Here is a 26,886-nt window from a genome sequence, read left to right as displayed (position 1 = left end):
GCGGGCCGGCGACCGCGGCTTCGCCACCCGCCTGCAGCCCGCGGCCTCGGCCGTCCACCTCGGCGGGGACTCGCAGGTGTCCCCCCGCCTGTGGACGCTGCTCACCCTGCACCGCGTACGGCTCTACGGGCGTCGGCACGGGACGGCGGCCACCGCCGCCTCCCGCGCGGCCGTCCTGCTGCGGGAGACCTCGCGGGCCGCGCTCGGCCGGCCCGCGAGCCGGGCGGCGGCCCGCGCCCTGGCCAGCCCCTCCGCGCTGCGCGCGACGCCGGGCCCCTGAACGGGGGCCACCGCCCGGCACGGGGCGCCCGGCTCGTGACGGGCCGGGTCAACCGGAGGGCGTCCGCCCGTCCCAGTCGGTGTAGAAGCTCTCCGGATTGACGAGGTAGCGGACGGTCGGACGGGGCAGGTGGCGGACGTCGTGGCGGCGGCTGTAGCGGCGTACGAGCTCCCAGTCCTCGCGGGGCAGCACCTCGGGAGTCCGCCGCAGCCGGCTGAAGTAGAGGGACCGGGTGCGGCGCGCGACGAAGGCGTTGGTGTCGAGGAAGGCCTCGTGCGCGGCCCGGCGGCGGTCGAACGGCACGGACAGCACGTCGTGTTCGCGGCCGTCGGGGAGCATCCTGCGCAGCGCCGTGTACACGGCGTCCGGTCCGCCCGGCGCTTCGAGCACCGCCAGGGCCTGCTCCAAGTGGTCCGGCTCCCACAGGTTGTCGTCGTCCAGGAAGGCCACGTAGCGCGAGCGGGTCAGCCGTATCCCGACGTTCCGCACGACTCCCGCCGTTGCCGTGTTGCGGGCCAGCGACACCGCGAACAGCCGGGGGTCCGACGGTAGTTCGGGCAGTCCGGCGCCGTCGTCCACCACGATCACCACCTGGTCCGTCACGGTCTGCGCCAAAGCGGAGCGGACCGCCGCGCACAGGGCCTCGGGACGCCGGTGCGTGGCGATCACGGTGGCGACCAGGGCGGCCGGCGGCCGGTCCGGCAGGGCGCCGAGCCGGGTGGTCTCGGCATCCTCGAAGCGGCGCAGGCCCACGGCGGAGGGGGCGAGCAGCACCTTGTTCCTGGCTTCGAAGAGCACGAGCCAGCCGAAGGCCCGCTTGAGCAGTTCCCAAGGGGCGCGGGCAATGCGGCGCATCATGTCCTCTCGGTCGCTCTAGGGGGAGGGCTCGGGCACCACGGGCCGGCCGTCGCTCATGCGGTTGCCGCGCCACACGTTCCCCGAGCCCCCCGAGTTCCAGGCGGCGACCGGACCGTAGACCCCGCTGCCCGGGTGGTACTGGGTGGAGAACACGTTGTCCGTGACCTCGATGCCCGTGGCGCCCGGGCCGCCGCCGTAGAACGCGTACGCCCCGCCGGCCAGCCAGTTGGAGTCGACGGTCACGGAGGAGACCGCACCGGTGTCGGCGAAGAGGCCGAGGGCCGCGGAGGCACCCCGGTCCACGGGCACGGCGTTCAGCAGGGTGTTGTGGCGGACGGTCAGGCGGCCCTTGTTTCCGCCGCCGCTGATCACGGCGTCGGTGTGCTGCCACTCGCCGCCCTGATTGCGGAAGGCGGCGATGTCGTGAACGTAGTTGTCGTGCAGGTTGCCCTGGCCCATGGACAGGGCGTTGCCGAAGACGGAGACGTCGCACCAGCCGACCTCGATCGAGCTCTCGCCCATGTTGGAGACCGCGTAGTCGACGCCTCCGTTGTCGGGCCCCTCGCCCGGCACGGCGGTGATGGTGGTGTGCAGGACCCGCAGGCCCTTGTAGCCGGGACGCAGGTTGATCCCCCACCAGTTGGCCGAGGTGATCTTGCTGTCGATGACGGTGACGTCGTTGGCGTAGACGTCGAGCGAACCGTGGATGTCCCAGCCCTTGATGACCATGCCGTCGGTCTTGACGGAGATGTTCCCGGTGTCGTGCCGCCGCAGCCCGCTCCGGGGGCCGGTGCTCCCCGCGTCCGGGAACCCGCACGCGCCCGGCGAGGAACAGACCGTGCCCGCGGTGGGCGGCCCGCTGCCCACCGGCGGGGGAGTGGCGGAGGGGGACACGGAGGGCGAACCGGGGGAGGGGCTCGCCGTGCCCGAAGGGGACGGGTCCGGGGAGGGCGCGGGCGTCGGGCCCGGGGCGGGGCCGGCGGAGGGGCACTTGAGGGCGTCCTCCGGGCAGGAACCGCTCGGGGGCCCGGTCACCCCGGTGGGCTCGGCCTGGTACAGGACCATGGCGGCCACCAGGACGAGCCCGGCGGCCAACCAGGCCGGCAGACGCTTGCGGTTGCGTGTCACAGCGGTCGGCTCCCGGCCGGTGAGGTGGCGGTGGCGGTGGCGGGCACGGCGGCGGATCCGCCGGCCGGCGGCGCGCCACGGAGGAAGCCCCGGCTGGGCAGTACGCACAGGAGGTAGCACAGGGTCCCGGCGGCCCCGGTGGCGAGCAGCGCGAGGACGCCGTCGCCGAGGAGCCGCTCCAGGCCCAGGACCACGGCCGCCATCACGGCGCCGCCGAGGAAGGGCCAGGCGCAGGCCCGCGCCACGGTGCCCAGGCCAATGCCGCCGCGGTGCAGCGCGACGAGGAACACCGGCACGACGACGGCGCCGGCGATCAGGACGTGCCCCTGGGCCACCCCGACGATCCCGCCCGCGCGGGAGCCGATCACCAGGGCCGGGACCAGGAGGACCAGCCACAGGGCCTGGACCCCGATGAGGGAGCGGCGGCGGCCGATGGCCACCAGGCAGTCGTAGGCCAGCTCGCAGCCGATCCGGACCAGTCCGAGGCCCATCAGCCAGGGCAGCGCGGCGGCCGCGGGCAGCCAGCGCGCCCCGTAGACGAGCTCCACGACCGGTGCCGAGAGCGCGGCCAGCAGGACGCAGAGCGGGACGGTGCCCGTCATCACCACGCCCAGGGCGCGGCCGAACCCCCCGGCCAGCGCCCCCGGTGAGTCGGCCAGCCGGGAGAACCCCGCGAAGGAGACGCGGCGGGCCGCCTCGGAGATGATGCGCACGGGCCAGCCGGAGATGTTGAAGGCGAGCACGTAGAAGCCCAAGGCCAGTTGGTCCAGGGTGGAACCCACCACCATGGTGTCCACGTTGACCACTCCGAGGGCGAGCATGCTGGCCCCGGCGAGCGGGAGCCCGAAGCGGAGCAGGGCGCGGGCCTGGTCCCGGTCCCAGCCGAACTTCAGGGTGCCCGGCGCGGCGAGGCAGCAGCCGGCGAGGGCGGCCACGTTCCCCGCCACGGACCCCCAGGCGAAGCTCATCGCGCCCCAGCCCTGCACGGCCAGCAGCAGGGTCACGGCGGTGCTGAGGCCGAAGTTGAGCGCGTCGATGGCCATTCGCCGCCCCTGGGCGAACTCTCGGGTGAGGAACCCGGCGGGCACCTGCGACAGTCCGTCGAGGACCACGCACACGCACATCACCCGCAGGACGCCGGAGGCTTCGGGGGAGCCGAGGACCCGGGCCACCGCGGGGGCCGCCGCGAACAGGACGGCGTACAGCAGGCAGCTGGATGCGGCGCTCAGGGTGAGGACGGTCGGGGCGAAGCGGCGGGGGTCGCCCTCCCAGCGCACGATGGCCAGGGAGACGCCGAGCTCGTTCGCGGAGAGCAGGACCAGCAGGACCGTCTGGGCGATCCCGTAGACGCCCCAGGCCTCGGGGCCGAGGAAGAAGCGGGCGAGGACGATCCCGGTGACGAAGTTGCCGAGGCGCATGACCATGGTGTTGACCAGGCTCCACCGGGCGGCGGAGCCGACCTTGCGGCCCAGGGAGGGCGCCTCGGCCGGGGCCGGGATGCCGGTGTCCGCCGTGGGGCCGGTCACGGTGATCCGGTGGAGCGGTAGGCGGCCGACGGCGGCAGGACGGTGAGCGCCATGGTGGCCGTCGGGTCGGCGGACTCCGCGGACTCCGCGGATTCGGAGGCTTCGGCGGTGCCGGCGGCTCCTGTGGCTCCTGCGGCCCTCGCCGTTCCGGCCGGTTCGGACGAGGCCGCGGAGCCGGGCCGGCGGCCGGATCCGGTGGTCGCGGGCGGCGGCTCGGATTCGGGCCGCCGCCTGCTCTGCCGGCCGGCCTGGCGGCGGCGGGCCTCCACGAAGAAGGTGGCCACCAGGCTCAGTACGAAGCCGAGTGCGCCCGCCATCACGAGGTACTGGAGCCGGGTCTTGGTCTGGGCCTCCGGCGTCTGCGGCGGCACGATCGTCGCCATGCGGATCATCGCCTCCGGCTGCACGGACTGCTGGGCCTGGAACTCCCGCAGCCGCTTCTCGGCGTAGGCGGTGAAGATCTCGTCCGACTTCAGGACGGCGTCCGGCCGCGTTCCCGTGACGCTCAGCCACATGAAGGGCCCCTGGGCGTTGTCGGCGATCTTCGCCTCGTACTCCCCGGTCAGGCCCTGGGACCTGAGGTCGGCCTTGGAGTCGTCGGAGTTGAGGTTGCGGGCCAGACCGTCGGCCATTCCGGTGAGCGAGGCCTGGGTGCTCAGGAAGGGGTTGCCGTCGAAGGCCACCGTGGCCTTCTTCGAGTTCAGGAGCGTCACCGTGCTCTGTGACCGGTACTCCACCGGGACCAGCAGGTACACGCCGGCGATGAGCGCGGCCGTGAGCAGCAGTCCCGGCAGCAGTACGTACCAGCGTCTGCACATGACCCGCCAGATCTCCGCGAGATCCATGGTCTTTCCCCCTCGCGGCGGCGTCGTGTGTCCTCCACGCGCCGCCGCCCTGTCATTGCGGTGATTACGGTTGTTGCGGTGACTACGGTTGCCGCGTTGTCGCGTGTCGTACCGTGCTCGGGCGTGGTTTCGCTACGGGGCTCCGGGTGCTCCCGGTGTCCCCGCCGGCGCGAGGGCGGTGGGGCGCGGACGGGTCGCCGCGGACGGGCCGTCCAGCAGGACCCGGGCGATGCGCTCGCTCGCGCGGCCGTCCCAGAGCGCGGGGCAGCGCGGCGCGGGCGGATCGTCGAGCACCCGGTGCACCGTGGCCGCGATGCGGTCCGGGTCGGTGCCCGCCAGGACGTTGGTGCCCTCCGAGACGGTGATGGGCCGCTCGGTGTTCTCCCGCAGCGTCACACAGGGCACGCCGAGGGCGGTGGTCTCCTCCTGGATGCCGCCGGAGTCGGTGAGCACCACCCGGGCGGAATCCTGTAGGGCGATGAAGTCGAGGTAACCGGCGGCCGGCACCAGCCTGATCCCGTCGGGCACCCCGGCGTCGGCCAGCCGCTGCGCGGCCCTGGGGTGCACGGGCAGCAGCAGCGGGCAGCGCCCGGAGATCTCACCCAGTGCCTTCAGGAGGCCGCGCAGGGCGTCGGGGTCGTCCACGTTGGCCGGTCGGTGCAGGGTGACCAGCCCGTACCCGCCGCGGGTGAGCCCGTACCGCTCCAGGACGTCCGATTCCCTGGCCCGTTCCAGGTTGGCGAACAGGGTGTCGATCATGACGTTGCCGACGATGTGGATCTGGTCCTCCCGGTACCCCTCCGCCCGCAGGTTCGCGGCGGCGTCGGGGGACGGGGCCAGCAGGTAGTCGCTGAGGCGGTCGGTGACCACCCGGTTGACCTCCTCCGGCATGCTCCAGTCCCGGCTGCGCAGACCGGCCTCCACGTGGGCCAGCAGCGGGCCGGCCTTCGCGGTGACCAGGGCGCAGGCCAGCGTGGAGTTGATGTCGCCGACCACCACGACGGTGTCGGGGGCCAGTTCGTCGACCAGCGGCTCGAAGGCCTCCATCACCCGGCCGGTCTGCTGGGCGTGGCTGCCGGAACCGGCCCCCAGGTACCGGTCGGGGGGACGGATGCCGAGGTCGCGGAAGAACACGTCGTTCATGGAGTCGTCGTAGTGCTGGCCGGTGTGGACGAGCACCACCTCCACGCCGCGGCGCTCCAGCGCGTCCATCACCGGTTTGATCTTCATGTAGTTGGGCCGTGCTCCGGCCACGCAGATGACTCTCACCACGTCTCAGAGCACCTCCACCGTGGGACCGGACATCCGGTTGCGGCAGTCGAGTACCAGCGAGGCGTGTTCGGCGATCATCGCGTAGTCGAAGGAGTCGTGGTCGGTGAGCAGGACGACCACGTCCGCGCCCGCCAGCTCCTTGCGGGTGGGCTCGACCCGCGAGAGGCGGGGGTCGACCTTGATGCTCTCCACCACGTGGGGGTCGGCCGCGCGCACCTTCGCGCCCATGTCGAGGAGCAGTTGGGAGACGCGTACCGCCGGAGACTCCCGGGCGTCGCCCGTGTTCTTCTTGTACGCCAGCCCCAGGAGCAGGACCCGGGAACCGTTGACGGAGCGGCGCTTGGAGTTGAGCGCGTCCATGACGCGGCGCGCCACGTACTCGGGCATGTGGCTGTTGATGTCGTTGGCCAGCTCGACGAAGCGGAAGTTCTGGCCCAGCTCGCGCTGCACCCGCCAGGACAGGTACGAGGGGTCGATCGGCAGGCAGTGGCCGCCGACCCCGGGGCCCGGGGTGAACTTCATGAAGCCGAACGGCTTGCTGGCGGCGGCCTCGATGGTCTGCCACACGTCGATGTCGAGGTGGCGGGCGAACATGGCTATCTCGTTGACCAGGGCGATGTTGACGTGCCGGAAGGTGTTCTCCAGCAGCTTCGCCAGCTCGGCCTCCTTGGGGGAGCGCACCGGCACGGTCGTGTCGACGAGGCCCGCGTAGAAGGTCTCCACGGCCTTGAGCGAGGCGGCGTTCACCCCCGAGACGACCTTGGGCGTCTGCTGGAAACCCCAGACGGTGTTTCCGGGGTCGATGCGCTCCGGGCTGTAGCCGAGGTGGAAGTCGACTCCGGCGGTGAGTCCCGAGCCGTCCTCCAGGATCGGGCCGAAGAGTTCCTCGGTCGTGCCGGGGTAGGTGGTGGACTCCAGCACGACGGTGGCGCCCGGCCGCAGGAAGCGGGCCAGGGTGTGCGCCGACTCCTCGATGTAGCGCAGGTCGGGGGCACCGTCCTGCAACGGGGTCGGGACGGTGACGACCGCGACGTCGAAGCCGCCGCAGTCGCGGGCGAGTTCACTGGCCTGGTACGTGCCCTGCTCCAGGGCCCGGCTCAGGCGTTCGCAGGAGACGTCCTCCACGTACGACTCGCCGGCGGCGAGGCTCTTGACCCGCCGGGCGTCCACGTCGTAGCCGACCACGTGGTGTCCGACCTCGGCGGCCCTGATGGCCAGCGGTAGGCCGACGTATCCCTGTCCCACGACGACGACGCGCATCAGTGACTCCTGTTCGCGGAACCGGCAGACGGTGTGCGGTGGATGAGTTCGCGGACGGTCATGAGGAGGAAGGCGGTATTGGTGGTGAGGTAGCGCTTCCCGAGGCGGCGCGGCTCCTGGAGGGTGCGGTAGAACCATTCGAGGCCCATTCGCTGCCACACGAGGGGGGCCCGCTTGGTGATGCCGGCCAGGATGTCGAAGGAGCCGCCGACACCGTGCACCACATGGGCGCCGGTCTGCTTGCCGTATCCGGCGGTGAAGATCTCCTTCTTGGGCGAGGTCATGCCCAGGAACAGCATCCGGGCGCCGCTGCGGGCGATGTCCGCGGCGACCGGGCCCTGGTCGGAGTCCTCGAAGTAGCCGTTGCGGCTGCCGGCCACGCGCAGGGCCGGGAACTTCTCGGAGATCCGCCGGAGCATGAGCTCCAGTACGTCCTGCCGGGCGCCGAGCAGGTAGACGGGGATTTCCGCGGTCTCGGCGGCGGCCAGCAGCCGCATGAACAGGTCGATGCCCGCGACGCGTTCGGGCAGCCGTACACCGAGGACGCGGCCCGCCCACACCACGGCCTGGCCGTCGGCGAGGACCAGGTCGCAGCCGGCGACGGCCGCGGCGAGGCGCGGATCGCGCCGCATGTTGACCAGCTTGGCGGCATTGACCATGCCGATCTCGATCCGCTCGCCGCGGCGGACCGCGTCCAGGCAGCGCCGCACGGTCTCGTCCATGGTCAGGGCATCGAGCGACACCCCGAAAAGGATCTGTCTGTGGTTCATCTCCCGAGCCCCCCGAGCCAGGCGTGGAGCAGCCAGCCGAACTCGTAGGGCCTGCACTCGCGGTCGACCGAGAGCGGGCGGAAGATCCGGTCGAGCGGGGCCAGTCGGGCCTTCGGCAGCACCCGGGTGGTGAGCCCGCGAGCCGCTCGGACCGCCTTGGCGGGGTCGCCGCGGTAGACCTTGCGCCAGGTGACCCCGTACTCCTCGAGGATCAGGGGCTCGCGCGGGGTGCCGTCGGGCCCGCTGATCTCGGGCACGTCCGTCATCCAGCGCAGTCCCCGGCGGATCTCGGCGCCGAAGTCCGTGCCGCCCGCGTCGGCCAGGTCGAAGAGGGCCGTCGGGGCCATGGCGTGCTGGTGGACGCTGTAGACGGGGTAACCCTCGACGACGCCGCCCGTGCGGGCGTCGTAGTGCCACCACCACTGTCCGCCGTCCCCCTGCAGGGCGCAGATCCGGGCGGCGCAGGCGTCGGCGGCCGCGAGGGCCTCCGGGTCGGAGCCGCTCGCGTGCAGCCGGGCCAGCGCCTGCAGCGGATAGGTCTGGTCGGCGAAACAGGCCACGTGGGAGCGGTATCCGGGGACCAGCCCCGGCCCGGTGGCGTGCGCGAACAGCGGGACGCCGTCGGTCCTGGCCGCCAGCAGGCGCGTCCGGGCGACCGACAGGCGGTACTCGACGTCCACCGAAGGGCGGGCGGCGGTGAGTGCGCAGAGCACCCAGGCCGCTTCCACGGTGTACCGCGGCCGCCCGGGAACGTCCAGTTCGGCCATCCTGGCGAGGGCGTCCGGCAGTTTCGGATGGCCGGTCTCGGCGGCGGCCCAGGCGATGAGCGCGGCGTCACCGAGGTTCGTCACCGCGGGCAGCCGCCCCACCAGCAGGGCGGCGAACTCCGCGGCCGTGCGGCCCCCGAACAGGGGGCGCTGGCGCTCCTCGGGAAGGAACCGCGCTCCCAGCACGGTGATGGCACCGTACCGGGTGCTGGTTCCGCGCCGTTCCACGCGGCGGTTGCCGTCGGAGGTGACCGTCCCCACCCGGGTGAACACGAAGCTCTCCGGGCCCGGCAGGTACATCTCGGGCAGTCCCGCCTCGGCCAGCGCGAGCAGCCGCTCGGCGAGCGCGTGCAGCGAGGAGTCCTCTTCGGCGAGTGCTCCTAATCGCGTGGCGGTCACCGGTCCCCCACCCCGGATCCCCGTGTGCCGAGCACACTTCGCATGTTCGAGCTGCGACGCACCAACACACCTACCCCCTCTGCGTTGTTCCTGGGACGGACCCGGCGGTCGTCGTTCGGCGGAGGTAACTGCGCATGACGGCGCGCGTACCGTCGGTTCGATCCCCCCGATGGCACGAGCCTCCCGAGGCCGCCCACTGGATCCCCCTCCAGTGACGTCCTGGACCGGGCACAGGGGGACGACGGCGTCGGCCCGGCGCGATTTCGCGCCTGCCTTTCACCTCGTCCGTGATGCCCTCGTCGTGTACAACCCCCCTCTGAACAAAGCCCGTTACCTGTTCAGATCCCGTGTACAGGGACAAGGTATGCCCAAGGATGTTGGTTGTTTGTGGTTTTGAGGAAATGGCGCTGACCAGATTGCCGACGTTCCGTCAGACCCGTTCGGACAGGTTCCCGTCCGTCTCCTCGTGCAGCGCGCCGGTGCGCGGGCACTGCCATACGCCCGGCTCGCCCTCGCGCTCCACGAGGCGCACCCCGGCCCGTCCGACCCAGCCGATGCGCCGGGCCGGCACCCCCGCGACCAGGGCGAAATCGGGCACGTCGCGCGAGACGACCGCACCCGCCGCGACCAGCGCCCACCGCCCGACGCGCACCCCCGCCACGCACACCGACCGGGCCCCCAGCGAGGCGCCCTCGGCGACCACCACCCCGGCGGCTTCCCAGTCGCCGCCGCGCTTCTGCCGACCGTCCGGGTCGACCGCGCGCGGGTAGAAATCATTGGTGAGTACGACGGCCGGGCCGATGAAGACCCCGTCGCCCAACTCGGCCGGCTCGTACACGAGGGCGTAGTTCTGCAGCTTGACGTTGTTCCCGATCCGCACGCCGGGGCCGACGTACGCGCCGCGCCCGACGATGCAGTCGCGGCCGAGCCGCGCGTTCTCGCGCACCTGCGCCAGGTCCCAGACCGTGGTCCCGTCCCCGAGCTCGGCCGTCTCGTCGACCTGGGAGGAGGGTTGAATTCGGACACTCACGGGCGGTCCCCTTACGGCTCGCGTGGCGTTCGGACGTACGGCGCGCTGCGTACCCGCGGTACGGACGCACGGGCATACGGCCGCACGGCGGTACCGCATACGCCAGAGCGTGCGTACGGACGGGAGCATATGTGCCGTCGGGCCGTCCCGCCGGGGAGATCAACCGACCGCTCACGGGGCCGGCTTGGCGATCCCTTCGGCCGGCCCGGCTTAACGCCTCCCGATCGCTTCCTTAAGCGGAACCTAAGGCTCAGACGAGGCGCCCGCAATCGATCGAATGTCCGTGCGGCGGCGGCTAGCGTGCTGCCACACCCCAACCAACCCCCCCCGTAATACAGAGGCAGGCACGCGATGGGCAGCACGAGCGGTCACCGGCGCACGGCGAACAAGAAGGTGAAGGCGGCGGGAGCCTTCGCGGTGGCGGTGGTGATCGGCAGCGCCGCCATCGCGCTCACCGGGACCGCGCAGGCCGCCGCCGTGGGCGCGGTGTACACCAAGTCCAGCTCCTGGGCCGGCGGTTACACCGGTCAGTACGTGATCACGAACAACAAGGAGCAGGCGCAGCAGGGGTGGACCCTGGAGTTCGACCTGCCCGTCGGCACGAAGATCGACTCCCTGTGGAACGGCACCCACACCATCGACGGCCGCCACGTCACCGTGAAGCCCGCCGACTGGAACAAGGAGCTGGCGGCCGGAGCCTCCGCCACGATCGGCTTCGTGACGAGCGGGACCGGCACCCCCGGGAACCCGACGGCCTGCCGCATCAACGGGACCAAGTGCTCCGTGGACCAGGGCGCCACGCCCCCGCCGGGAGGCCGCCCCACGGCGACCCCGACGGCGACGGCCACCCGGACGGCCACCCCCGGTACGAGCGCCCCCGCGACCGCCACGCCCCCCGGGCCGTCCCCCACGCGGACCCCGGCCCCGCCCGCGACCGCCACGCCCCCGCCGGCCGGCGGAGCCCCGGCCGCGGGAGCGCGCTTCGCCCCGTACGTCGACACCTCCCTCTACCCGGCCTACGACCTGATCGACACCGCCGCCAAGACCGGCGTGAAGGAGTTCCACCTCGCCTTCATCACCTCCGGCGGAGCCTGCGCGCCGCTGTGGGGAGGAGTGACGGACCTGGCGAACGACAAGGTCGCCGCGCAGATCGGAGCCCTGCGGGCCAAGGGCGGGGACGTACGGGTCTCCTTCGGCGGCGCCGCCGGCCACGAGCTGGCGCTGAACTGCGGATCCGCGAACGAGCTGGCGGCCGCGTACGGGAAGGTCGTCGACCAGTACCGGCTGACCAAGCTGGACTTCGACATCGAGGGCGCGGCCCTGCCCGACACCGCGGCGAACACCCGCCGCGCCCAGGCCATCGCCCAGCTGCAGAAGTCCCACCCCGGCCTGGACATGGCGTTCACCCTGCCCGTGATGCCCGAAGGCCTCACCCAGCCCGGTGTGGCCCTGCTGGCCGACGCGAAGCGGGCCGGGGTGCGGATCGACGGGGTCAACATCATGGCCATGGACTACGGACCCGCCTACGCCGGCGACATGGGCCGGTACGCGATCCAGGCCGCGACGGCCACCCAGGCACAGCTCAAGGGAGTCCTCGGGATCTCCGACGCGGCCGCCTGGAAGGCAGTCGCCGTCACCCCCATGATCGGGGTCAACGACGTGGCGACCGAGGTCTTCACCGTCGCCGACGCCACCGAGCTCGTGGACTTCGCGAGGTCGAAGGGGATCGGCCGACTGGCCATGTGGTCCGCCACCCGGGACAAGCAGTGCCCGGCCGGCGCCGTCGGCTACGCCGACGCCACCTGCAGCTCGATCCTCCAGCAGCCGCTCGCCTTCACCAGGGCGTTCGGGGCGCTGGACCAGCCGTAACCGCCGCAGGGGGGGCGGACGAGGAGGCGGACGGGTACGGACGGTGGCTGTCTAAAGTGTCGACATGACCTCCGTGCCCGCCCCGCCCGCCCCGCTCGCCCCGCCCGCGACGACCACCCCGCCCGCGACGACCGCCGTGGACGTCGAGATCAAGAAGCCGGCCCCCTCCCACGTGGTGGCGGTCCTCGCCTTCGACGGCATGGCGCCCTTCGAGCTGGGCGTGGTGGTCGAGGTCTTCGGGCTCTCCCGGCCGGAGCTGGGCGACATACCGTGGTACGAGCTCCGCGTCTGCTCGGCGGACCCCGGCCGGGACCTGCGGGTGGTCGGCGGATTCACCCTCCGCGCCGAACACGGCCTCGACGCGCTCGCGGCCGCGGACACCGTGATCATCCCCGGAGTCTCCAAGGCGGGCGGCCCGATCGCGAAGCCGCTGGTCGACGCCCTGCTCACGGCCCACGCCCGGGGGGCGCGCCTGGTCTCGATCTGCTCGGGCGCCTTCGCGCTCGCGGCGACGGGCCTCCTCGACGGCCGCCGGGCCACCACCCACTGGCGCTACGCCCGCACCCTCGCCGAACGCCATCCCGGGATCGAAGTCGACCCGGACGTGCTGTACGTCGACAACGGCGACGTACTCACCAGCGCGGGCAGCGCCGCGGGCATCGACCTCTGCCTCTACCTGATCCGCGCCGACCACGGCGCCGCCGTAGCCAACACGGTGGCCCGCCGCTTCGTCGTGCCTCCCCACCGCGAGGGCGGCCAGGCCCAGTTCATCGAGGCGGCGGTCGGCGAGATCGGCCCCGACGCGGCGGACGACGGCATCACCCAGAGCATGACCTGGGCCATGCGGCGCCTGTACACCCCGCTGTCCGTCGCGGTCCTGGCCCGCGCGGCCAACATGTCGGAGCGTTCCTACCTGCGCCATTTCACCCGCCGCAACGGGGTGAGCCCGATCCGGTGGGTCATCTCCCAGCGCGTTTCCGCGAGCCTGCCGCTGCTGGAGTCGGGCGAGGGCACGGTGGACGAGGTGGCCGCCGCGGTCGGCTTCGATTCGACCGCGACGTACCGCCACCACTTCACGCGGCAGATGCGCACGACCCCGACGGCCTACCGCAAGGCGTTCGTCAGGGTCGCGGCGCGGCTGTGAACCTCAGTTGGTGGTGATCCAGGTGCCCTTGGACGGGCTCCAGTGGATCGTGGCCTTCTGGAAGCGCTGGGCCTTGCCGCCGGCTTCGTCGAACTCGTCGGTGGCGGGGTAGCCGAGGGCGCTTTCGTGTCCGGCGTCGTGGAACGCGTCGTAGATCGCGCCGTGGACGATGTGGGTTCCGGTCTGGGGGGACCAGAGGAACAGTCCGCGTTCGAAGAATTGGTAGCGGCCGCGGGTTCCGTCGGGAGCCGGTGAGGCGTCGGCTTCGTCCATGGTCGGGAAGCCCCAGGCGCGCTCCGCGTCCGTGGCCCAGAACTTGCCGAGGATGTCCCCGTACACGGCGTACGCCGCGTTCGGGTGCCAGATGACGATCCCGTTCCGGAACAATTGGAACCGGCCGCCCAGCGACGCGGCCTCCTCGGCGCGGACCGGCTCGCCGAGGGCGCCGCCCGGCCCGCCCATGGCGTCGTACTTCGCACCGATCGCCCCGTAGGGCCAGAACGCCTCGTCCCGCATCGACCGGGCGGGACCCTCCACCTGGTCGTACCGCTCGGGGTAGGCGGAGCGCTGAACGGCCTGGGCGAGCTCCCCGGCACTGCTGCCCTCCATGCCGGGTTCCATCTGCAGGGCCACCTCGAAGAACTTGCCGGCCGAGTAGTCGACGTCGAGGATCTGCTCGGGCGAGCCCCACCCCTGCGAGGGCCGCTGCTGGAACACGCCGAGCGAGTCGCGGTCCCCGCAGTTCAGGTTGTTCATCCGGGACTCGACCCAGCCCGTCTCGAAGCCGGCGAGCATGACCTTGTCGGACACGTTCATCCGCTGGCCCACCTCGTAGACCTTGCGGGTCACCGCGATGTCCCGGTCGGCGGGGATGGCGCAGTACGCGGCAGCCGGCGCGGCATGGTTCAGAGGGCCGGGCACGTCCTCGGGGCTCGGGACGGCCCGTGCCGCCGGCCCGGTGAGGGCGGTGGTCACGGCCACGGCGGCCAGCAGGACCGTGATCCGTAATCGTGTCCGTGGTGCCCGCGGCAACCCTCGCACCTGTCGCGCCCGTAGCGCGGCAACGCTGTTCATTCGCTTGCTCCTCTTGGTTCGGGGTCACCCGTGGGGCGCGACCATGGATGCGGGTGGGGCTATGGCTTCGGCTGGAGCTACGGGTTGATGCCGTCGTACTGGAGGACCCGGTAGGGCGACTGGCCGACCTGCCCGTTCCACTGGGACACGATCAGGGTCAGGGAGTTCGCGCTCGAGCTGCCCGGGTGGATGTATCCGCCGTAGAGGAAGGGGAGTTGCGGCTTGCCCCAGTGGCTGGGCGGCCAGGTGTTGTTGCCGGCGATCTGCGGCTTGGGCGCGGTCCAGGCGGCGTCGGGCCGGGGCGCGGTGCGCGTGCAGATCGAGTAGTCGGTCACGTCGAAGTAGCTCATGCAGTACGTGCCGCCGATGCGCTTCACCGAGAACTCGCCGATGTTGTTGCCCGTCAGGATGGGCGACGGCGCGGCGGAAGTGGTCCACTGCCAGCGGTTGTCCAGGAAGGCCCAGTTCTGCTGGGCGCCGAAGTTGCCGGCGCGGAACTCGTGCGGCTGGATGCGGAACAGCTGGATCGCTCCACCGTCGGCCGTGTTGCGGTGGGTGCCGTTCCAGCGCTTTGAGAAGATGTACAGCCAGCCGTCGGGGTCGATGCCGGCGAACGACCACATCCCGTACATGGACTGGTTCACGCCCTGGGTGTCACCGGGCCAGTGGTACGGGTAGTCGTGCCAGCTCACGCCGTGGTCGTCCGAATAGGCGACGCCGGACATGAGCGAGCCGTCGTATCCGGCGGGCGGGCCCCAGACCGCGACGGACGTGTACTGGATGTAGGTGCGGCCACCGAACTCGATGCAGTCGTTCGGAATGCGGCTGACCTCCCAGCCGTGACCATTGTCCTGCTCGTGCCGGTAGTCGAACAGCTGATTCGCGGCGCCGCCGGTGGGCTGCGCCCAGGTGAACGAGATCGGCGTCCCGCCGGAGGCGTCGAAGCCGGCCTGGTTCAGCATGACCGGGGAGCCGAGGTAGTCCCCGCTCAGTCCCGGTCCCGCCCAGGAGTCGCCGAAGACGTAACCCCAGGAGTTGTCGTGCTCCCGGTAGTAGGGGATGGCGAGGTCCCCCGAGCCCAGCCCCTGCGCGTTGGCCGAGTCACCGGGCACCTCGCACAACGGTGTTCCTTGCTGGGCGGCGGCCCCCGCACCGATACGGGGCGCCGCGGCGGCGGGCACGGCCCCGGCCACGCCCGCCGCCAGGGCGGCGGCGCCCGCACCCGCCATGAGCACCGTCCTGCGGGTGACTGCGGGGCGTTCGGGCTGAGAAGGGGTGGACATCGATCGGTCCTCCAGAGGCGGTGAGGGGTCAGGCGGTGAGAGGGGGCGGGCAGTGGGGGGTGGCCGAGCGGCCCTGTGAAGTGCCCCACAAGCGGGGACGGGGCCGAAAGCGGCGTTGTCCCGCTCGTCATCCGGGCTGGATGCTCGTGTTGATGTTGCTGCCGGGGCTTTCGCGGCCGCTACCTCGCCGAACAGTCCTCGGACAACCAACGGACAACGCGGCCTCCCCCGGGCGGCCGGAGAGCCGGCCGGGGTGAACCGGACAATCCACGGACAGAGAGGAACGGGAGAATGGGACGGCAGGAACAGCCGCTTGATCCCGGACACGGGCCCCTGGCCCGGTTCGCCTGTGACCTGAGGGACCTGCGGCGCCGGGCCGGCAGCCCGCCCTACCGCGAACTCGCCACCCGTACGCACTACTCGGCCTCGACGCTCGCCGCGGCCACCGCCGGTCATCGCCTGCCGGGAGCCGCGGTGCTGGCCGCCTTCGTCGGCGCGTGCGGCGGCGACCCGGAGGACTGGGAGCGGCGCCGCATCCACACCCACATCCTCATGACGGGCCCGCCGTCGCCGTCAGCCTCGTCCGCGCCGTCGCCGTCGCCGCGTCCGCCCGCCCGGCCGGCCCGGCGGTGGTCCACCGGCCTCAGCGCGGTCATGGCCGCCGTCTGCACCTTCACCGTCGTCGCGTTCGCCGCGCTGGTGCCGGGCGACTCCGCCGCGCTGGAGTCCGACGCGCGTACGGACCGGTCCCGCGACGCGGCCATGTCCATGACGAGGGTCCGGCTCCCGGACGACGCGGGGTGGTTACGCACCGACAGCGACATCCCGGGGGAGTACCGGAACCTGATCGTCGAGGCCGGAACCACGTGTCATGTCCCGCAGGTCACCCCCGCCTTGATCGCGGCCATGCTCGAAGCGGAGAGCGGGTTCGACCCCGCCCTCAGCGACCCGGAGAAGGACGAGTACGGCATCGCCCGCTGGACCCCCCGGGTCCTGCGCTACTACCTGCCGCCCGAGCGGCAGACGACGGTCCCCGTACCGCCCTTCACCCCCGAGGACTCCATCCCGGCCATGGGCAGGATGCTCTGCGCCATCGCCCCCGAACTCGAAGGGGTCCCCGGGGATCCGGCCCTCAACCTCGCCGCCGCCTACCGCACCGCCACTTGGATCGTGCAACGCCAGGACGCCGGGCTCAGGGACATCCAGCCCTACCTGGACCGGGTCCGCTCCAACCTGCGGCGCTACCGGCCCACTTCGGGCTCCTCGTAGGCTGGGCCCGGACGTCCCCGCCGCACCGGACGCGTCACCGGCCGCGCCCGCGCCGCACCGGGCTCAGCGCACCACCACCGGGGACGAGCCGCCCGGGACGGTCAGTGCGGGGGCGCCGGTGCCGTCCGCTGGGACGGTCCAGACGTCGCTCGCGCGGCCGTCCGCGCCCGGCAGCGCGTAGGAGACCGTGCCGTCGTTCGTCCAGGAGGCCTGGTCGTCTACGTTGCGCGTCTCGGCGAGCGGTGTCTCCCGCATGGTCGCCAGGTCGAGGACGTACAGCCGCCAGGGTGCGGCAGGGTCTTCGGAGACCTTCTTCTTGAAGGCGAGCCGGGTGTTGTCGGGTGACAGGGAGGGGCATTCGACGTTCTCCCGCAACGCCTTCGCCGACCAGTCCTTCACGTTCCCCTCGACGAGGTACGTGCGCCCCTTGCTGGAGACGGTCGCGTAGAAGCGGTTGTCGTCGCGCGCGAAGCTCACCCCCCAGTAGTTCACGTCGGGGGCGTGGTACCGGGCGCCGTCGATGGTGAGGGGTATCTCCTCCAGGGACTTGACGAGGTAGCCGCTGCGCAGGTCGAGGACGGCGGTCCTGGTGGAGAAGGCGGTGGTGGCGTAGGAGTCGCCCGTGGCGAAGACCGTCCAGGCCGCCATCCGGCCGGAGGCCGATACGCGGGCCCGGGTCGGGATGCCGGGCACGGTGATCCGGCGCACCTCGCGCAGCCGCCGGTCGAGGACGATCGCGTACGTCTTCGGCAGCACCCCCGGCTCGGCGCGCAGGCACAGGGCGGTGTCCCCGCCGGCGTGGAACCGGTCGCAGACCGGGCCGCCGAAGGCCCGTGCACCGGCGGCCGGGCCGTCACCGGGGGCCGTGGGCGGCGGTTGGTGCGCGACGCGTCCCGTGGCGGAATCCCGGAAGTACAGGGCGGGTCCGGCGAGGGCGAACGAGCTGTCGGCGGAGCCCTGTCGGCGCTCCGGCCGGTGGCCCGCGTGCACCGCGTAGGCAATGGATCCGCCGGCGAGGACCACGACCGCGGTGACCACGGCGGCGGTACGGGCCCACGGGCCGAGGGGCGGCCGGGCCCCGGGCCCGGGGCCCGGCCCGGGGCTGTGGCCAGGGCCGGGGCTGTGGCCAGGGCCGGGGCTGTGGCCAGGGCCGGGGCTGAGGGTTTCGGCAGTCATTCGGTCCGCCTCTCGGGGGTGTGGGTGCCGGGCGGCCCCGCGGGATCCGGGACGCGGGCGGGGACGCGGGGGAGCAGGACCCAGCCGCCCACCAGCGCGACGAGCAGGGCGGCGGTGGCGGCCCCGAGCGCGGTGCCCGGTCCCCATGCCGTCCACGCGGCGCCGAAGCCCGCGGCGGCGACCATCCGGGCCACCGCCTGGCCGGTCTGGAGCACGGCGAGTCCGCGGGCCCGCCCCTCGGCGGGCAGGACGGGCCCGGCGAGGGCCATCAGCACCCCGTCGGTGGTCGCGTAGAAGATGCCCAGCAGTGCGAGGACGGGTACGAGCAGGAGCGGGCCGGCCGGGCCGCCGGACGGGGCGAGCAGGGCGACGTAGGTCCCGAGCAGCGCGAGGTGTCCGCAGAGGAACGGCAGCCTGCGGCCGACGCGGTCCGCGATCCGGCCCGCGGGGACGGCGAGCAGGAGGTAGGTGGCCGCCGCGCCGAGGGGCAGCAGCGGGAACCACCCGGCGCCGAGGCCGAGTCGGCGCTGGAGCAGGAGGTAGACGAAGGCGTCGCCGATGGTGGCGGCGCCGAGCAGGGCGGCGGCCCCGAGCACCCGCCGGAAGTAGGGATCGCGCAGCGCCTCGAAGGTCTTGCCCGTGCGGCGGGACGGACTCGGCGCGCGGGGGGCGGGCAGCGCCGGCAGTTCGGTGTGTTGCCGGCCGGGAACGTAGAGCACGAGGAGCAGGACGCCGAGCAGGCCGGCGCAGAAGCTGACGAAGAACACCGCGTCGTACGCGCCCGCGGTCGCCCAGAGCAGGGCGAAGGCGGCCAGCGGGCCGAGCAGGGCGCCGGTGGTGTCCATGGCCCGGTGGACGCCGAAGGACCGGCCGAGCGCGTCGGGGTGGCTGCTGAGGGTGATCAGCGCGTCGCGCGGCGCCGTACGGATGCCCTTGCCGATCCGGTCGGCGGCGAGGGCCGCCGCGATCCCGCCGGTGGCGCCGCCCGCGAGCAGCAGGCCGAGGCGGGAGCAGGCGGAGAGGGCGTAGCCGATGCCCGCGATCCTCTTGTGCCGCTGGCCGCGGTCGGCGAAGTGGCCGCCGAGCAGGCGCACGATCGAGGCCGCGCCGTTCAGCAGGCCGTCCAGGAAGCCGAATTGGAGGGGGGAGAGGCCGAGCCCGAGGACGAGGTAGAGCGGCAGGACCGCGGTGACCATCTCGGAGGAGACGTCGGTGACGAGGCTGACCGCGCCGAGTGCCAGGACGGTGCCGGGGACGCGCCGGCCCGCCCCTTCGGCAAGGGGCGCAGCCGACGTGTCCCGGCGGCCTGTGGTCGCCAAGTACATCAGTGGCAGGTGTACTTCGGGCTGGTGTCCTGGGTCTTGCCGTCGGTGTCGACGTAAGTCCAGCTGTAGCCCGAGTCGGTGAAGTCGAGCTTCAGCACGCCGTAGGGGCCGCTGATCCGCTTCTGGCTGTTGGGCTGGACGTTCTCGATCTCGTAGGGCTCGGCGCCGCCCATGCCGCCGACGATCTCGGTGATCCCGTCGGAGGTGGCCTTGCCGTTCGGGTCCTGCGGGGCGAAGCGCTCGTAGTGGTGGTCGTGCCCGTTCAGCACGAGGTCGGCCTTGGCGCCGTAGAGGATGTTCCAGACCGGCCTGCCGACCGGGTCGTTGCCGTGGCCGCCCGAGGAGTACAGGGGGTGGTGCCAGTAGGCGGCGATGCACTGCTTGCCGTTCGCGGCGAGGTCGGCCTTGAGCCAGTCGATCTGGGCCTTCTGGTCGAAGGAGTTGGAGTCGAGGGCGATGAAGTGCCAATTGCCTTCGTTGAAGCTGTAGTAGCTCTTGCCCTGGGGGTAGGCCACCGCCCCGAAGTACGACTTGTAACCGGACAGGGGCCCGGCGGGGTCGTACGTCTCGTGGTTGCCCGGCACCGGGTGGGTCTTGTCCTTGAAGACGCCCCAGCTCTTGTCGTAGTAGGCGCGGTAGTCGGCGATCCGGGCGTCGTCGTACTGGTTGTCGCCCATCGTCAGATAGAACTTCGGGTTGATCCTCTGGGCCAGTGCGGCGGTCTTGGGGTGCGCGCAGCCGCTGTCGGAAGCGGTGCACTGGGCCGCGATGTCGCCGGCGGCGACCACGGTGAAGGCGCCGGTTCCCGGGGGCGTGCCGCCGCCGGGGGTGCCGTACACCTCGACCTCGTGCAGCGAGTAGCCGTAGGCGGTGCCGCGGGCGGTGCCGTACACGCGCAGGTAACGGCCCTTGCCGGACAGGGCGGTCCAGTCGTCGGTGCCGCCGTTGCCCGCGGTCTCGTTGGCGAGACGGGTCCACGTGGAGCCGTCGGGCGATATCTCGACGCGGTACACCTTGGCGTACGCGGCCTCCCAGCTGAGCTTCACACGGGAGACGGTGGCGTCCGCGCCGAGGTCGACGCGGATCCACTGCGGGTCCTTGCCCTCGGCGCTCGCCCAGCGGGTCGCCTGGTCGCCGTCGAAGGCGTTCTGCGGGCCGAGCGCGGAGGTTTCGCTCGAGGAGGCGGTGGCGGCCTTGCCGCGGGAGATGACCGGGTCGGCGGCGGCGCCGGCCCGCTCGGGATTGGCGAGGATCAGACCGCCGACGAGGAGCAGTACGGCGGCGACGACCACTCCCATCGTTCGGTTCGACGCGCGGACGGGGCGTGGAGCTTGGGTGTTCAGGTGCATTCCTGTACTCCCTGGCTTGGGGGATGACGAGAGCTGGCACCAGTGCGTGAGCCGGCCGCCCCGGCCGCTGGGAGGACAGGGGAAGGCGCTGTCACGGCGGCCGGGTCAGAGCTCTCGCTGAGCGCGTCATGCACGAGGGATCGGGCACCGCGCCGGGCCGCCGAATCGGGATGCTAGCAAACAGGAAAGTTTCCTACTAGTCATTCGGCAACCCCCTCTGAGCCCCGTCCGCCCCACTGCCGGACGAGCTCGGTGAAGGCCCGGGTGGCGGCGCTCCGGTAGGCGAAACGCGACCCAGCCTCTGCCGGGAGACCGTCCGTCAGGACCGGACGGGTGAACCGGGCGGCGGCAGGCCGGGTGAATGCGGCGCGGCGGGGATCCTCGTACGTGTACCGCCATTCGTCCAGGTGAGGGGCCCCCTACGCGGGCACCCCGCATCCGGAACCCATCGCAGGAGGACCGCATGCTCGGCACCGACTACCGCACCGGCTCGCCCAACTGGATCGACCTGGGCAGCCCCGACATCCCCCGGGCCGCGGCCTTCTACCGGGCCGTGTTCGGCTGGGAGTTCCAGCTCCTCGGGCCCGAGACGGGCGGGTACGGGTTCTTCCAGGTGGACGGGAAGACCGTCGCGGCCGTCGGCGAACTGGACCCCGGGGCCTCCTCCGCGTGGACGGTGTACTTCCAGTCCGAGGACGTGGACGCGACCACGCGGGCCGTGCGCGACGGCGGCGGAACCGTCCGGGTCGAGCCGATGGACGTCATGGGGGAGGGCTGGCTCGCGCAGTACACCGACCCGCAGGGCGCCGACTTCGCCATCTGGAAGCCGGGCAAGACCCCGGGCCTCGCGCTGACGTCCGCCGACAACACCCTGCGCTGGGTGGAGCTCCACGTACCGGACCCGACGGCTGCCGTCGCCTTCTACGGCGGGCTGTTCGGGCTGCGCTCGAAGGAGATGGACGTACCCGGGATGACGTACCGGGTGCTCAGCATCGGCGAGGGGGACCAGGACGCGGGTTCCTTCGGCGGGGTGGCGCCGCTGATGGAGGGGGAGACCGACGCGCGCTGGGTGCCGTACTTCGCCGTCGCGGACGTCGACGCCGTGGTGGACACCGCGCGGACCAGCGGCGGAACGGTCCTGATGCCGGGCGCGGACGTGCCTGACGTCGGGCGGATCGGATGGCTCGCGGACCCGAGCGGCGCGGTCTTCGCCCTGCTCAAGCCCCTGCCGCGAGCGAACTGACCCGCCCGCACCCGCCCGCCCCCGGACACCGCCGGGGGTCGCGCGCGGTCGGGTGTGAACGTGCCCGTATCCAGGTGCTCCTGGTACGGGCACGGGTACAGGTACAGGTAGGGATACGGGCGCATCGGGTCCGGCACCGCCCGGCCCGTGTTCGCCGCTCCGCCCGAGCGTCGGCGGAGCTGGCGGGATCTTGACGAAGGGCGGCGTTCACGCCACTCGTCGTCACGGGCCGGGGAGTCGAGGATTGAGTCATCGCCGCAGGGGAAACCGCCCAGGCCGGCGGCCGGTTCAGTCCCACCCCGTACGCACGACGCACAAGGAGCCCTACCGATGTCTGCCACCCTCTCGGCCCTCGCCTCCACCCTCGTCCCCGCCCCCGCCTCGGCCGCCCTCCCGGCCGCCGTCACGTCCGCCGTCCTGTCGGTTCCGGCCGCCGCTCCGGTGGACGCGGCCGCCCATTACGCGGCCCGGCTGGCCTTCGAGGCGGACGTCTCGGACGTCCGGGCGGACCTGCTGGCGGGTGTTCCGGGCGTGGTGGTCGTGGACTCCCGGAGCGACGCGGCGTGGGCCCAGGGGCACATCCCGAACGCGGTGCACATCCCCACGGCGCGCATCGCCGAGCTCGCCCCGCAGCTGATCGACCCGTCGATGGCGGTGGTGACGTACTGCTGGGGCCCCGGCTGCAACGGCGCCACGCGTGCGGCGCTCGCCTTCGCCCGGCTCGGCTACCAGGTCAAGGAAATGATCGGCGGCTTCGAGTACTGGGTGCGCGAGGGCTTCGCCTTCGAGACCGCGCAGGGCACGGACCAGCGGCAGATCGACGACCTGACCGCGCCGCGCTTGGGCATCTCCTGCGCCTGCTGAGCCCCTTGCTGCGCCTGCTGACCCCCACTGCCGAACCCGAACCTCCCTGCTGGGCCCGGCCGCGCATCAGACCCGGACCCGGATCCCGGTCTCAGCACTGCCAGAGGAACACGGCCCGGGCGCAGGGCCCGCAGGCGAAGGCGTAGGCCGAACCGCCGCCGCCGAAGTTCATGGCCGTGGCGTGGTCCGGTCCCTCCTCGAGCTGCGCCACCAGGTCCATGGGCCGGGCGCAGTCGGGACAGGTGGGCGTCTCGTCGCCCTGGATCCAGTCGGGCCGGCCGCCGAGCTGGCCCAGGACGTTCGCCGGGTCGTTCCCGCTGCGGCCGGCCCATTCCTCGCGCGCCCCGGCGTAGTCGTCTGTGGGCAGGGACACCAGGGTCACGGCGTTGACGGCGCCGAGGCGGAGAGCGGCTCCTCCGTCACCGCCCTGACCGCCCTCACCCTCCGGCTCGGGTACGGGCATCGGCCGCAGCGCGTCGGAGGGGAAGAGCAGGGCCCGGTTGCCGCCGGCCGTGGGACTCCATTCCTCACACATGCCGGGATCGTTCTGGCACATGAAGACCGCCAGGACCAGACCGGCCCCCGCGTGGTCCCGGCCGATCGGACGGTCGGGTTCGTCCGGCACGATCTGGGCCAGGAACCGCATCGCTCCTCCGCACGTCGCGCAGCGGGGCCAGGCCGTCCCCGGAGGGGCCAGCGGGGATCCACCCGTGCGCGTGGCCAGCGCCTCGGGTTCACCCGGTCCTGCGTAGGTCATCAGCGTCGTGGTCATGAAACGGACCCTACGACAGCGCGCGGACACCGGCTGGAGGCGAGGGTGCGGACCCGGCCACGACGCCGCGGGTGGGTGTCGCGGGCGGGCGCCGCGGGCCCGTTCACCTTGGCGGCTCCTTCCCGACGGGTCCGCGCCGCGTGCCGTTGCCCGCTTGACCCGGGCTCGACCGCGGTAGGCGAGAAGGTCTCATGGTGAGACATTCCCTGCGGTCCCTGTCCGTCCGTAACTTCCGCTACTTCACCGTCGGCCAGGTGCTCTCCGTCACCTGCGGCTGGATGATGTTCATCGCCCAGGACTGGCTGGTCCTGTCGATGTCCGGGGACTCGGCGCAGACCCTCGGCGTCGTCACCGCGCTGCAGTTCACGCCCGTCCTGCTGCTGACCCTCTACGCGGGGCGGCTCGCCGACCGCCTCGACAAACGGCGCCTCCTCGTCCTGACCAATGTCGCGGCCGGCTTGCTGGCGCTGCTGCTGGGCATCCTGCTGCTCTCCGGCGCCGAGCGGCTCTGGCACGTCTACGTCTTCGCCTTCGCCCTCGGCACCGTCACGGCCGTCGAGACCCCGACCCGCATGTCGTTCGTGAGCGAGATGGTCGGCCCCGAGCTGCTTCCCAACGCCTCCGCAATGAGCGCCGCGTACTTCAACCTCGCCCGCATCGTCGGCCCCGCGATCGCGGGCGTGGCGATCGGCCAGTTCGGCGTGGTGTCCGTGGTGCTTCTCAACGCGGTCAGCTACCTGGCCACGGTCGCCGCACTGCTGCGCATGCGTCCCGAGGAACTGCTGCGCGCCGAGACCCGGCCGCAGGACGCCAAGGTGTCCGACGGGCTCCGCTACCTCGCCGGCCGTCCGGACCTCGTGCTGCCGCTGACCCTGGTCGCCTGCGTCGGCATGCTGGCCTTCAACTTCCAGCTCGTCCTGCCGCTGCTGGCCAAGACCGTGTTCCACGCCGGGTCGGCCTCGTTCGGGATGCTGACCACCGCGCTCGCGGTCGGTTCGCTGGCCGCCGCCTTCGCGACCTCCGTGCGCAGCGGACGGCCCTCGCAGCGCCTCGTTCTCGGCTCGGCCATCGCCTTCGCCGCCGTGGAGACCGCCGCCGGCCTGGTGACCGGTTACCTCACGACCCTGCTCCTCCTGGCCGCCACCGGGTTCGCGGCGGGGTACTTCGCCCAGGCCGCCAACCACCGGATCCAGCTGGGGACCGATCCGCTCTACCGCGGCCGGGTGATGGCGCTCTACTCCCTCATCTTCACGGGCTCGACCCCCGTCGGCGTCCTGCTCTGCGGCTGGCTCGCCGACCACTGGGGCGTGCGGGTCGTGTTGTGGGGCGGCGGGCTGGCCTCGCTCGCGGTGACGTTCGTCCTGATCCTCGTGTTCGCGGGACGCCGTCCGAGGACGGCCGACCACGGGGCCCGGCCGCCGCGGGAGGACCGGCAGGACCGGGTGAACGCGGGGTGACGCGCGGGTCCGGTACGGATGCGGTCCCCCGAGCGGTTAGTCAGATGCGCGCGGCACCGCCCCGGGCGCTGCGGAACGTGCGCCGGTAGGCGTCCGGGGGCACCCTGAGGGCGCGGTGGAAGTGGCGCCGCAGGGTCGCCGCGGTCCCCATGCCCGTGCAGGTGGCGATGTACTCGATGCCGTGGTCGGTGGTCTCCAGGAGCTCGCGAGCCCGGTTGATGCGCTGGGTGTGCAGCCAGCGCAGCGGGGTGACGCCGGTCGCGGAGGTGAAGCGCCGGGTCAGATTGCGGGGGCTCATGTTCGCCCGGCGCGCCAGGTCGGGCACGGTCAGCGGCTCCTGCAGCCGTTCGTTCACCCAGTGCAGCAGGTCGGCGAACGCGTGGCCGGCCTCGGCCGCCACGGGCACGGTGGCGAACTGGGCCTGGCCGCCCGCGCGGTGGGGAGGCACGACGAGGGTGCGGGCGAGCGAGTTGGCGACCGCCGCGCCGTGATCGACGGTGACCACGTGCAGGCACAGGTCCATGCCGGCCGCCTTGCCGGCCGAGGTCAGCACGGTGCCCTCGTCGACGTAGAGGACGTCCGGGTCGACCCGGACCTTCGGGTAGCGGTCCGCGAGGGCGGCGGCGTGCGCCCAGTGCGTCGTGGCACGGCGCCCGTCCAGCACGCCCGCGGCGGCCAGCACGAACGCCCCGGTGCACAGCGACATGATCCGGGCGCCGCGCTCGTGGGCCGCGCGGACGGCGTCCACCAAGTCGGCCGGGGGATCCGCCTCGACGTCGTCGCAGGACGGGACGATGACGGTGTCCGCCTCCTCCAGGGCGTCGAGCCCGTGGGGAGTGTCGATGCGCAGCCACCCGCCGAGCAGGCCGTGTTGCGGGCCGCAGACCTTGAAGTCGTACCAGGGGTCGGCCAGTTCGCGGTCGACACCGAACACCTCGAAGGCTCCGACGGCCTCGAACAGCATGGCTCCGTCATAGAGCGCCAGCACCACAGACGTCATGTCCGAAAGTGTACTTGTCCCGTCGTTTCAGCCACTCGTACCCGGTACGCCCGGCTGTGACCATGGACGCATGAACACAGAACACCGCACCGCGGACCACGGTGCACGCGTTACGGCTTGTGCGCTCCCCGCCAAGTCCACCCGGCGTCCACGACGGTGTTCCGCAACGGGTCCTTCATGTCCCGGGTGTTCAGGCGGAAGGTCTCGACCAGGCGGTGGCGCCCGTCGGGCCCCCGCTCGCGGGTCCACTCCTTCCGCGCGTGGCGGATGGGGCCGCGGCCGTGTTCGCGCCGCACGGTCCGGCCGGGCGGGCTCCCCGCCCGGGTCACCGCCCACTGCTCGTCCACGGCCCGCACCTCGCGCTCCCCGGGGAGCAGCCGCATCCAGATCTTGAAGGTCCGCTCCACCTGACGGCGGCTCATGCCCGAGCCCGTGGCGGGTTCCATGACCCTCCACTCCGCCACCAGGTCGGCTCCCTCGCCGCCCGCCCCGCGCACACCGAAGGGCACATCCGTGCCGTTCAGCGCGAGCAGCGCGGCGCGGAGTTCCGGCTCGGAGAGCACCGTGGCGGCGCCGTCCGGACGCAGCGTGCCCATGTACTTGTCCCAAAGCCGTCCCATCGTCGGGCCCCTTCCCTTCGATCGGGGGCGAACCCCTGTACCCGCCCCGGGCGTCCGCCTGTCCCACAGGCGCGCCCGTCGGAGCCATGTTAGTGACGCGTCGTGGCGGCGCGACAAGAGCGGTTCGAGGCCGGGTTCCGCCCGCCCTCGGCCCGGCGCCCGCCCTCGGTCCGGCGGGCAGCCGAGCCTGCCCGCCTGAACGCGAGCCTGCCGGCTCCGGCCCGCCCCCTACACACCTGCCCTGTTCAGGGCTGCTCTGCTCCGGCCGCAGCCCTTCGCCGGGCCCGCCCTACTTCCCAGGAACAC

General features: G+C 72.6%; 23 protein-coding genes and 1 pseudogene. 7 read left to right on the top strand and 17 right to left on the bottom strand.

Annotated features, from left to right (window positions below; all coding sequences use genetic code 11):
• A pseudogene (locus J7E97_RS09885) lies at nt 1–280 on the top strand (glycosyltransferase family 2 protein); the annotation flags it as partial.
• A 48-nt stretch (nt 281–328) separates the two neighbouring features.
• Here J7E97_RS09885 and J7E97_RS09880 read toward each other — a convergent pair.
• From J7E97_RS09880 to J7E97_RS09840, 9 genes are all read right to left on the bottom strand, one after another.
• The gene (locus J7E97_RS09880) at nt 329–1,138 is read right to left on the bottom strand and encodes a glycosyltransferase family A protein (RefSeq protein ID WP_251054165.1); all 810 of its coding nucleotides are present in this window, start codon (nt 1,136–1,138) and stop codon (nt 329–331) included.
• 15 nt (nt 1,139–1,153) lie between these two features.
• Entirely contained in the window at nt 1,154–2,266 is a 1,113-nt protein-coding gene (locus tag J7E97_RS09875; protein ID WP_215024553.1) for a hypothetical protein, read from the bottom strand.
• The gene (locus J7E97_RS09870) at nt 2,263–3,792 is read right to left on the bottom strand and encodes an oligosaccharide flippase family protein (protein ID WP_308346445.1); all 1,530 of its coding nucleotides are present in this window, start codon (nt 3,790–3,792) and stop codon (nt 2,263–2,265) included. The genes J7E97_RS09875 and J7E97_RS09870 overlap by 4 nt, the downstream gene beginning before the upstream one ends.
• Nucleotides 3,789–4,637 (bottom strand): chain length determinant protein, encoded by an 849-nt coding sequence (locus J7E97_RS09865; protein ID WP_215024551.1) that lies wholly within the window; start codon nt 4,635–4,637, stop codon nt 3,789–3,791. The genes J7E97_RS09870 and J7E97_RS09865 overlap by 4 nt, the downstream gene beginning before the upstream one ends.
• A gap of 132 nt (nt 4,638–4,769) precedes the next feature.
• Complete coding sequence (gene wecB, locus J7E97_RS09860; protein ID WP_308346444.1) at nt 4,770–5,909, bottom strand: non-hydrolyzing UDP-N-acetylglucosamine 2-epimerase; 1,140 nt, start codon at nt 5,907–5,909, stop codon at nt 4,770–4,772.
• Nucleotides 5,910–5,912: 3 nt separating this feature from the next.
• Nucleotides 5,913–7,169 (bottom strand): nucleotide sugar dehydrogenase, encoded by a 1,257-nt coding sequence (locus tag J7E97_RS09855; protein ID WP_215024549.1) that lies wholly within the window; start codon nt 7,167–7,169, stop codon nt 5,913–5,915.
• Nucleotides 7,169–7,912, bottom strand: coding sequence for a WecB/TagA/CpsF family glycosyltransferase (locus J7E97_RS09850; protein WP_308346443.1), 744 nt, complete (start codon nt 7,910–7,912; stop codon nt 7,169–7,171). Before J7E97_RS09850 ends, J7E97_RS09855 begins: the two co-directional genes overlap by 1 nt.
• Before the next feature lie 23 nt (nt 7,913–7,935).
• Nucleotides 7,936–9,105 (bottom strand): hypothetical protein, encoded by a 1,170-nt coding sequence (locus tag J7E97_RS09845; protein WP_215024545.1) that lies wholly within the window; start codon nt 9,103–9,105, stop codon nt 7,936–7,938.
• Between the two features lie 430 nt (nt 9,106–9,535).
• Nucleotides 9,536–10,135 (bottom strand): acyltransferase, encoded by a 600-nt coding sequence (locus J7E97_RS09840; RefSeq protein WP_215024543.1) that lies wholly within the window; start codon nt 10,133–10,135, stop codon nt 9,536–9,538.
• 351 nt (nt 10,136–10,486) lie between these two features.
• Here J7E97_RS09840 and J7E97_RS09835 point away from each other — a divergent pair, with 351 nt between their 5' ends.
• Together J7E97_RS09835 and J7E97_RS09830 are read left to right on the top strand one after the other, a co-directional pair.
• On the top strand, nt 10,487–12,004 hold the full coding sequence (locus J7E97_RS09835; RefSeq protein ID WP_215024541.1) for a cellulose binding domain-containing protein: 1,518 nt from the start codon (nt 10,487–10,489) through the stop codon (nt 12,002–12,004).
• A 64-nt stretch (nt 12,005–12,068) separates the two neighbouring features.
• A complete protein-coding gene (locus J7E97_RS09830) occupies nt 12,069–13,148 on the top strand; it encodes a helix-turn-helix domain-containing protein (RefSeq protein WP_215024539.1) in 1,080 nt (359 codons plus the stop codon).
• Nucleotides 13,149–13,151: 3 nt separating this feature from the next.
• Here J7E97_RS09830 and J7E97_RS09825 read toward each other — a convergent pair whose 3' ends face one another.
• Complete coding sequence (locus tag J7E97_RS09825; RefSeq protein ID WP_308346446.1) at nt 13,152–14,123, bottom strand: hypothetical protein; 972 nt, start codon at nt 14,121–14,123, stop codon at nt 13,152–13,154.
• Nucleotides 14,124–14,299: 176 nt separating this feature from the next.
• A complete protein-coding gene (locus tag J7E97_RS09820; RefSeq protein WP_215024535.1) occupies nt 14,300–15,505 on the bottom strand; it encodes a DUF4185 domain-containing protein in 1,206 nt (401 codons plus the stop codon).
• A gap of 291 nt (nt 15,506–15,796) precedes the next feature.
• Here J7E97_RS09820 and J7E97_RS09815 point away from each other — a divergent pair, with 291 nt between their 5' ends.
• Nucleotides 15,797–16,774 (top strand): helix-turn-helix domain-containing protein, encoded by a 978-nt coding sequence (locus J7E97_RS09815; RefSeq protein ID WP_215024533.1) that lies wholly within the window; start codon nt 15,797–15,799, stop codon nt 16,772–16,774.
• A gap of 63 nt (nt 16,775–16,837) precedes the next feature.
• Here the strand turns inward: J7E97_RS09815 and J7E97_RS09810 are convergent, their stop codons facing one another.
• From J7E97_RS09810 to J7E97_RS09800, 3 genes are read right to left on the bottom strand one after another with little or no spacing between them, the layout of a single operon-like run.
• Nucleotides 16,838–17,950, bottom strand: coding sequence for a hypothetical protein (locus J7E97_RS09810; protein ID WP_251054164.1), 1,113 nt, complete (start codon nt 17,948–17,950; stop codon nt 16,838–16,840).
• Nucleotides 17,947–19,275: an MFS transporter gene (locus tag J7E97_RS09805; protein ID WP_215024531.1), complete on the bottom strand. Its 1,329-nt coding sequence runs from the start codon at nt 19,273–19,275 to the stop codon at nt 17,947–17,949. Before J7E97_RS09805 ends, J7E97_RS09810 begins: the two co-directional genes overlap by 4 nt.
• Nucleotides 19,275–20,624 (bottom strand): discoidin domain-containing protein, encoded by a 1,350-nt coding sequence (locus J7E97_RS09800; protein ID WP_215024530.1) that lies wholly within the window; start codon nt 20,622–20,624, stop codon nt 19,275–19,277. The genes J7E97_RS09805 and J7E97_RS09800 overlap by 1 nt, the downstream gene beginning before the upstream one ends.
• Before the next feature lie 463 nt (nt 20,625–21,087).
• Between J7E97_RS09800 and J7E97_RS09795 the strand changes: the two genes are divergently transcribed.
• Both J7E97_RS09795 and J7E97_RS09790 read left to right on the top strand, forming a co-directional pair.
• Nucleotides 21,088–21,867 carry a VOC family protein gene (locus J7E97_RS09795; RefSeq protein ID WP_215024528.1) on the top strand — a complete coding sequence of 260 codons (780 nt, stop codon included), beginning with the start codon at nt 21,088–21,090 and terminating at the stop codon, nt 21,865–21,867.
• Between the two features lie 330 nt (nt 21,868–22,197).
• Nucleotides 22,198–22,731, top strand: a complete 534-nt coding sequence (locus tag J7E97_RS09790; RefSeq protein ID WP_215024526.1) for a rhodanese-like domain-containing protein — start codon at nt 22,198–22,200, stop codon at nt 22,729–22,731.
• A 91-nt stretch (nt 22,732–22,822) separates the two neighbouring features.
• Here the strand turns inward: J7E97_RS09790 and J7E97_RS09785 are convergent, their stop codons facing one another.
• On the bottom strand, nt 22,823–23,503 hold the full coding sequence (locus J7E97_RS09785; RefSeq protein ID WP_215024524.1) for a hypothetical protein: 681 nt from the start codon (nt 23,501–23,503) through the stop codon (nt 22,823–22,825).
• Between the two features lie 191 nt (nt 23,504–23,694).
• On the opposite strand from J7E97_RS09785, the gene J7E97_RS09780 reads away from it, so the two are divergent.
• Complete coding sequence (locus J7E97_RS09780) at nt 23,695–24,960, top strand: MFS transporter (protein ID WP_215024522.1); 1,266 nt, start codon at nt 23,695–23,697, stop codon at nt 24,958–24,960.
• 40 nt (nt 24,961–25,000) lie between these two features.
• Here the strand turns inward: J7E97_RS09780 and J7E97_RS09775 are convergent, their stop codons facing one another.
• Both J7E97_RS09775 and J7E97_RS09770 read right to left on the bottom strand, forming a co-directional pair.
• On the bottom strand, nt 25,001–25,960 hold the full coding sequence (locus J7E97_RS09775; RefSeq protein WP_215024520.1) for a helix-turn-helix domain-containing protein: 960 nt from the start codon (nt 25,958–25,960) through the stop codon (nt 25,001–25,003).
• Between the two features lie 110 nt (nt 25,961–26,070).
• Entirely contained in the window at nt 26,071–26,580 is a 510-nt protein-coding gene (locus tag J7E97_RS09770) for a hypothetical protein (protein WP_215024518.1), read from the bottom strand.
• Between the last annotated feature and the right edge of the window lie 306 nt (nt 26,581–26,886).

Origin of the sequence: Streptomyces sp. ISL-66 (assembly GCF_018614135.1) — a bacterium.
Lineage (GTDB): Bacteria > Actinomycetota > Actinomycetes > Streptomycetales > Streptomycetaceae > Streptomyces.
This window is presented reverse-complemented; position numbering and strand designations above follow the sequence as displayed.